This window comes from Leeia speluncae, from assembly GCF_020564625.1.
Classification (GTDB): Bacteria; Pseudomonadota; Gammaproteobacteria; order Burkholderiales; family Leeiaceae; genus Leeia; species Leeia speluncae.
Window position 1 is genome coordinate 1 of the sequence record NZ_JAJBZT010000020.1, and the last position, 6067, is coordinate 6067.

At 42.5% G+C, this 6067-nt stretch carries 7 protein-coding genes; 1 reads left to right on the top strand and 6 read right to left on the bottom strand.

The features are described from left to right. Nucleotides 1-452: 452 nt before the first annotated feature. From LIN78_RS17810 to LIN78_RS17835, 6 genes are all read right to left on the bottom strand, one after another. Nucleotides 453-1589: a zonular occludens toxin domain-containing protein gene (locus tag LIN78_RS17810; protein ID WP_227182237.1), complete on the bottom strand. Its 1137-nt coding sequence runs from the start codon at nucleotides 1587-1589 to the stop codon at nucleotides 453-455. 2 nt (nucleotides 1590-1591) lie between these two features. Then, nucleotides 1592-1885 carry a DUF2523 family protein gene (locus LIN78_RS17815; RefSeq protein WP_227182238.1) on the bottom strand — a complete coding sequence of 98 codons (294 nt, stop codon included), beginning with the start codon at nucleotides 1883-1885 and terminating at the stop codon, nucleotides 1592-1594. A 1-nt stretch (nucleotide 1886) separates the two neighbouring features. After that, nucleotides 1887-3446: a hypothetical protein gene (locus LIN78_RS17820; RefSeq protein ID WP_227182239.1), complete on the bottom strand. Its 1560-nt coding sequence runs from the start codon at nucleotides 3444-3446 to the stop codon at nucleotides 1887-1889. 117 nt (nucleotides 3447-3563) lie between these two features. Beyond that, complete coding sequence (locus tag LIN78_RS17825) at nucleotides 3564-3788, bottom strand: hypothetical protein (protein ID WP_227182240.1); 225 nt, start codon at nucleotides 3786-3788, stop codon at nucleotides 3564-3566. A gap of 257 nt (nucleotides 3789-4045) precedes the next feature. After that, nucleotides 4046-5143 carry a phage/plasmid replication domain-containing protein gene (locus LIN78_RS17830; RefSeq protein ID WP_227182241.1) on the bottom strand — a complete coding sequence of 366 codons (1098 nt, stop codon included), beginning with the start codon at nucleotides 5141-5143 and terminating at the stop codon, nucleotides 4046-4048. A 69-nt stretch (nucleotides 5144-5212) separates the two neighbouring features. Then, nucleotides 5213-5524: a single-stranded DNA-binding protein gene (locus LIN78_RS17835; protein ID WP_227182242.1), complete on the bottom strand. Its 312-nt coding sequence runs from the start codon at nucleotides 5522-5524 to the stop codon at nucleotides 5213-5215. Between the two features lie 136 nt (nucleotides 5525-5660). Between LIN78_RS17835 and LIN78_RS17840 the strand changes: the two genes are divergently transcribed. Then, nucleotides 5661-6067 (top strand): helix-turn-helix domain-containing protein (locus LIN78_RS17840; protein WP_227182243.1); only part of this gene is annotated, 407 nt, incomplete at its 3' end.

Consider the following 6067-nt stretch of genomic DNA (forward strand, 5'->3'; position numbering starts at 1 on the left):
TTCGCATAATTCGGTCTTATGACAATAAAGTATATAAAACGCATGTCAATATAATGCAACAAACCCTCTAAAAGAGGGTTTTTTTACGTCAAGACCTTGGGACGTGTCCCAAACCCTAATGGGGGAGCGTCCCCCATACCCCGATTAAAAACCCATCCCCCGCCCCTTGAAGGGGTGAAATCGGAAAGTATTCACTTTCCTCTAAAAACGATTCCTCACGTGCAGCAACGTCATAACTAAACAGTTGTGAACGGTTTAAGACTGTTTTTTGTCTTTAGGGTGTGATATGGCCTTTTGCTAATCTTTGCGGTTTGTTCTCACAGGAAGATGCAGAGGCTTGCAATCATTCCGCACTAAGAAGGGGAGATGAGGAGTGAGGCCGTTGGCCTGTCACAGTATGCTTCGCATGTGACTGGGCGGGGACGACCCGCCCACACGGTAAGGTGTGTTCACTAACTGTAAGGTTGAGCTTTGATAGGCCATTTCTTATCAGCCCCAGTAACGTCTTTAATCGTGGTCTGATTAGTAGTATCTAATTTCTGAGAAGAATCGGTTAGAGGGTTAGCCGCTAATGAATTAGAGGGTTCTATGTTTTGTCGATCTGGAATAGTGTCGTCAAAATACCCATTTTTAGCGACATATTCACAGGTTCGTTTGGGTGTGTCTGGAATCTTCCCACCATCTTGGTTATAGCATTCACATCTGGAAGCCGTTAAAACGCACATAGTGAGCTTTTGAGCACGAACAGGGGTAGACATTGAATCATATCTAGGTGCGGTTTGTGGGAAGCCTTGAATTAAAGGTTTTCTTTCATCAAAAAATTCTTTTTCAGTTTTCGGCTTAGAGGACGGGCCAGAAGGCAAAGAAGCAGGGGATTCTTTTTTTGATAATACAAGACCGTCAGAAGCAGGCTTTTCTTTTGTGCCAGTAATGTCTGTAAAGAAACCGTTGTGATATTTATAAATGAAAAACGATATAGCAAAGACAGCAAATAATATTGAATAGATACCAAGCCTAAAAGCTTTTGGCATCTTAAATTTCATGGTGTGCGTTTCAGCAGATCGATAATAGTCGTAATACTTTTTTGGAAATGTACGGGTTACAAATTCAGCACCTTTTCGAGCGGCCTTAGAATCTGGATCAAAAACTTTAGGCTTAATAACATGCTGGGTTGCTTCAGCCCCCGCCATTCTTTCTAAATGAGTGTGTTTACCAATCTTTCTAGTAACAAAAGGATCAATGTCTTTAGCGTCTTGGGTAATTAATAAGGTACGAAAACCATCATGACGCAGTTTTGCAAACATCGCGCACTTATCTGGAACGGCTGAATTATTAGGACGTTTAGGAAAAACATCTTGGCATTCGTCAATGACAACGTAGCAAGGAGCAGGGAGTAAATGCCATTCATTAGGGTCAGGAATAGGAAGGGGATTGATTTCTTCAATGCCTTTGTCTTTCCAATCGATACCATGAACATAAATAGGAAGATCAGGTTCTTCTTGTCTTAATTTGTGCAGGTGTTCAATTACGAAAAGAGTTTTACCGTTGCCCGGTAAACCTGTCCAAAGTTCAGAAATGGCAATAGACATAATTAGCTTTTAGATATGGTAAAAGCGGTTTTAGTCGCTTTAAGTGTAAGAATAGCGGAACCAGTAGCAAGAAACATTTGAATGGCTGCGATGATTCCGAAGTAATCTAAACCAAGGTAAAGAGTTTGGCCCGTAGAGTTGAGTTGTTGAAAAATAAACAAGCTCATTTTTTGCTGTAGAGTATCAATACCAACATAAGTAACAGCACCAACGCCAAGCGAGAAAAGAGCTTTAGCAAGTAAAGGACCTAGAAACGTGGCTAAGCCACCAAGCGCCCATGCAATAATTTTTCCCATATTAAGAACCTAGTGAACGATAAAAAAGGAGTGCACAAAGTATGCCAACAGCTAGTAGTACGATCGTTGAAATGGGAGTTCCGAGATCACAAGTTACTGAAATATCAGCACCCGTTATTGTCATAGCAGGTATCGGTCCAAAACCTTGAAAATAGCCATTAAGGTTAGTAAAGGGACAGACTGTACCGGCTTTATATTGGGTGAAATCAATCAGATTAGAAACGTCTTTTGATGTTGCGTTATCACCCCATGCGCCACCTTTTACATCATTGTATGAGGCTAACAATTGATCGTATTTATCTTTGTATGGCTGTGCTTCTGGGTCTTCAAAGGTCTGACAGTTTCTTTTAAATTGTTCGATAAGGGCAGTGCAAGCAATAGCATCACCATCACAGGGAGGAGGACTACCACAATTAGATGCAGAGGCCGTGTGAACCTTGCAAAGACTTATATCAGGATGAAGAGCGCAAAGATCAGAAGTGTCAGGCGCTTTGGTAGTTACGGTTGTTGAGACCTTAGTACCATTTTCATAGGTGTTATATTCGTAATTGAAATTAGTTGTATAGGTATTAGCATTAGTCGTGTAATTACTAACTGGAGTCACCGTCTCAGTTTTAGTATTACCAGCAGCATCTGTTGTATTACTAATTTGGGTTTCTGGTCCTTTTACTGTTGTAGTGGGTCCAACCGTTTGAACATTAGGTTGACCTTCTGGAATTGTGATATATGGTCCGACAGTTTGGATTTCACCCATTTGACCAAGGGCATGAACTAAATCAAGCGTAAAATCAGGAGAGCCAGCAATTGCAGTATTTACGGCATTTTCTAAACCAGTAAGATCAACAGGATTGTAGATAGGATCCATTAGGCCAGCGTAAGTGCAGGAGAACTGTCGCTGCCAAGAACCTTCCGGCGTAGACTTAGCCATGTAAACCCAGTCAGAGCCATCTTGCCACGAATAAGCAACATGACCGGGAACGTTAAAGTTTGCCTTACTTCCACCTGCAACACCTTTATCAACACATTGACCAAGTGTTAAGCGGTCAGTGTTCCAGCCTTCAGTTCGATAATAATAAGCGTTGCCATTATTACAACCTGAACCATTGGGACATGCCGAAGGATCAGGAGGGACTTCCTGAACCCAAGCTTTAGAATCAGCCATCCACTTTTTGCCCTGATCAACCATTTCATCAGCAATCATGTCGACAATGATTTGCTTTGCTAATCCGCCCATAGCATTCTTTGCAACTTGCTTGGCGATGGTACTTGCAGGAATAGAATCAACTAACTTTGCGTCAAAGGTTCGACCAGTTGCTACATCTTCGACTTGGTGAGCAAGTTGGCGCATGAAATTACCAGAAGTAGCCGTTTCAACGGCTCCAGCAGCTTGGGCAGCAGTTTTTGATGTATAGGTAGTGAAGTAATTATCAGCAGCGTTAATGGTAGTACTAACACCGTTTTTTACAGCAGTAGTAAGGCCACCAGCAAAGGAAGGAACGATAAGAAGTGAAAGGATGAAACCGAATAGAAAGAAGATTAGATTTCTAGAGATTCGGTTCATTTGAAAAGTATCCAAGCAGCAGGAAGAAAAGCGAGTAATACGAGGTAGCCTTGCATGATGTGTCGCCCAAGGTTAAGAGTGGGAAGGGGTTTCCCCCTATCCCAAGGTTAATTCAAATTAACCACGGCCAAGGTAAGATGAAATTTTACCAACGCCCCACATTACGATTACTGGGGTTGCCTTAATCAAGAAATAAGATGTGATACCAGCGATAGCCCAAGTTGCAACATCAGCAGCATCGGAAGTGTCAAGAGCTGGCAAAGCTACATCAGCAAAAGCTTGTGAACCCACTGCAGAGAAAGCAACAGAACCAGACAACAACAGCAATTTACTATTCTTCATTTGAAGAACCTCCACGTATAAAGTTAAGAACGGTCTTTAAGTTTGCAGCCACGAACCAGACCGAAACGATCGCGGCAGAAATTACAGCCCCCTCTTGATAGGTAAGAGGCTGGAAAATACTTTGTTGAACTTCCAACCAAGCGCATTGGCTTGTGTCAGTTGGATTGGGTTCAGGACAGGCAAGGTAATAAGTCATGTAATCACTCGTTTAGTCGCTTGGCTGCACTGGCGTTGGCCAGCGCTCTAAACTCGCTCGACTAAGCAACAGCCATTAATTTTGGTCGTTCATTACGCAATCTAGAAAACTCAGCAGGTAATTGAACTGGCGTAAATTCAATGATGTTGAAGTGCATTGGCAAACGCTCAACATTCATCGGTCTTGAAATATCAATACCATATTCGATTAACTGTTTTTTAATGCGATAAAAGGTAGCTTCAGAAACAATCTGTTTTATGTCGTGACCATCAAAGTACATACGTCCATACTTGGCTAGGTTGGTGGGTATACAGTCGAAAAGATTGGCAGGGGTAGCGATATGTTCAGCGCGCTTCAATTGCCCCGTGAATTTGTTGTATATAGATAAATCAATGATGTTTGTCATGGGTGCAGCCCCTTCTTCGATCTGTAGACCTTCATTTGTCCAAGCGTCAATACGATGTAAATTTTTCTCTTTGAGCCATTTGTAGCGAAGCGATAATTCAGCGCGAGCGTAAAAGTAAAAGTTCTCACGCTCTTTAAAAACTTTGTAATCCGGTTTGTCCGGCTGGGCAGGGTAGAGACCCGATTCGTAACTTTTGTTATAAAGCTTGAAATACCAACGGTTTGAGCCTTCGTTATAAGTAACGCCATGGGGGTAGAGCTTGGTTAATCGCTCTTGTCTGTGCAATTGCCAACCTGAGAGGGTGCTAAAGATTCTGGATTCTTCTGCTGATTGCGCCTGAAAGTTAGACGTGAAATCAACGCGCTTAATTTGTGCTCCGGTATAGCCATCTCTAGAAGCATTTTTAGACTTAGAGTTAAAAACACGAGCGAGATCATATCCACTAGAAAAACGAGGAAAGCCCAAGGACTGGACAAAATCTGAAGCCAACTCAATGCACTTGACGAGTGAATATCCGAAAAGGTTATCAGGACGTCCAAAGCGGCCAATATTGCCAGAAAGCTTAAGAGTGCGACCATCGGAAACAATCGAAAGCGAAGTGTCATAAGACCCCCTGAATCTTTGAACATAACCTTTTTCCCTGATGATTTCGCCATCATTAGAAACGTCTTGACGGAACCCGTTTCGCATAACAGGAATGTCAAAATCAAACGTTTGCTCAATGTCTAACCAGTCGCAGAAGGGTTCAATCATTTGACTAAAATCCGGTGGTTTACTCTCATTTTGAGAGTTCCGGCGGGTGTAACAGACCCGCCTCCCTAATTACGCTACTTTTTGCGCACTTTGCTGCACAGCTTCAGCAGCACGAATTAAGTTCAAACGACCAACCGTTAAACGTCCGAAACGATCCACGTAAATAGAAGAATCAGACAAGGAATAATTACCAACTGGATAAGGTTGTTGTGTATCTCCGAGAGAGATAACAATTTGGGTAGGGTATTGATTAGGTTTGCCGTCTTGATCCAGTAGAAACGCCCAACCTTTTTGTTCACGAATGGAATAAGGTTTTCCGGTTTTTTGTGATGTGCCGGTTTTCGCTTCGAAGTGCGGATTGTCAATTTGAATCTTTAGCATGGGAACTGCCCCTTGAAGTAGTCTGTCAATAGCTACCGGCTGGTAACTGTTTTAAAGACTAGCTACCAGCTGGTAAGGTTGTCAACTGGTAAAAACTGCTATAGTTCAATCAGAAATAGCCCATAAAGGGGAAATCATGGACAAGACAACACTGAATTATTTAGAACAGGCCAAGGAAGTTACGGGCTGTAAAAGTGACTATGCACTAGCAAAAGTGCTAGAAACCACAACACCAGTAATCAGTAGATATATGAGCGGTCAAAGAATTATTGACGCTGAAATGTGTTTTAAACTGGCAGTCATTTTAAAAGTAGACCCCGCTGAAATCGTGGCTACGGCTGAATATGAACGCGCCAAGACAGATGACAAACGGGAAATTTTTAAAAGTTTTTTATCCAGTATAAGGCACGCCGCTGGCTGGCTGGTTGCCGTATCAGCGCTAACGTTAGCTTTGCAAGGAGGCGGGCAAAGGGTTGGGCAAGATAGCCAGAATCATGCGAAAGCGGCCATCATTCTGGCTGTTTTCTATATACTCTTTTTGTG

Coding starts and splice junctions, on each gene's coding strand:
- LIN78_RS17810 (WP_227182237.1), bottom strand. CDS start 1,589: ATGTCTATTGCCATTTCTGAACTTTGGACAGGTTTACCGGGCAACGGT.
- LIN78_RS17815 (WP_227182238.1), bottom strand. CDS start 1,885: ATGGGAAAAATTATTGCATGGGCGCTTGGTGGCTTAGCCACGTTTCTA.
- LIN78_RS17820 (WP_227182239.1), bottom strand. CDS start 3,446: ATGAACCGAATCTCTAGAAATCTAATCTTCTTTCTATTCGGTTTCATC.
- LIN78_RS17825 (WP_227182240.1), bottom strand. CDS start 3,788: ATGAAGAATAGTAAATTGCTGTTGTTGTCTGGTTCTGTTGCTTTCTCT.
- LIN78_RS17830 (WP_227182241.1), bottom strand. CDS start 5,143: ATGATTGAACCCTTCTGCGACTGGTTAGACATTGAGCAAACGTTTGAT.
- LIN78_RS17835 (WP_227182242.1), bottom strand. CDS start 5,524: ATGCTAAAGATTCAAATTGACAATCCGCACTTCGAAGCGAAAACCGGC.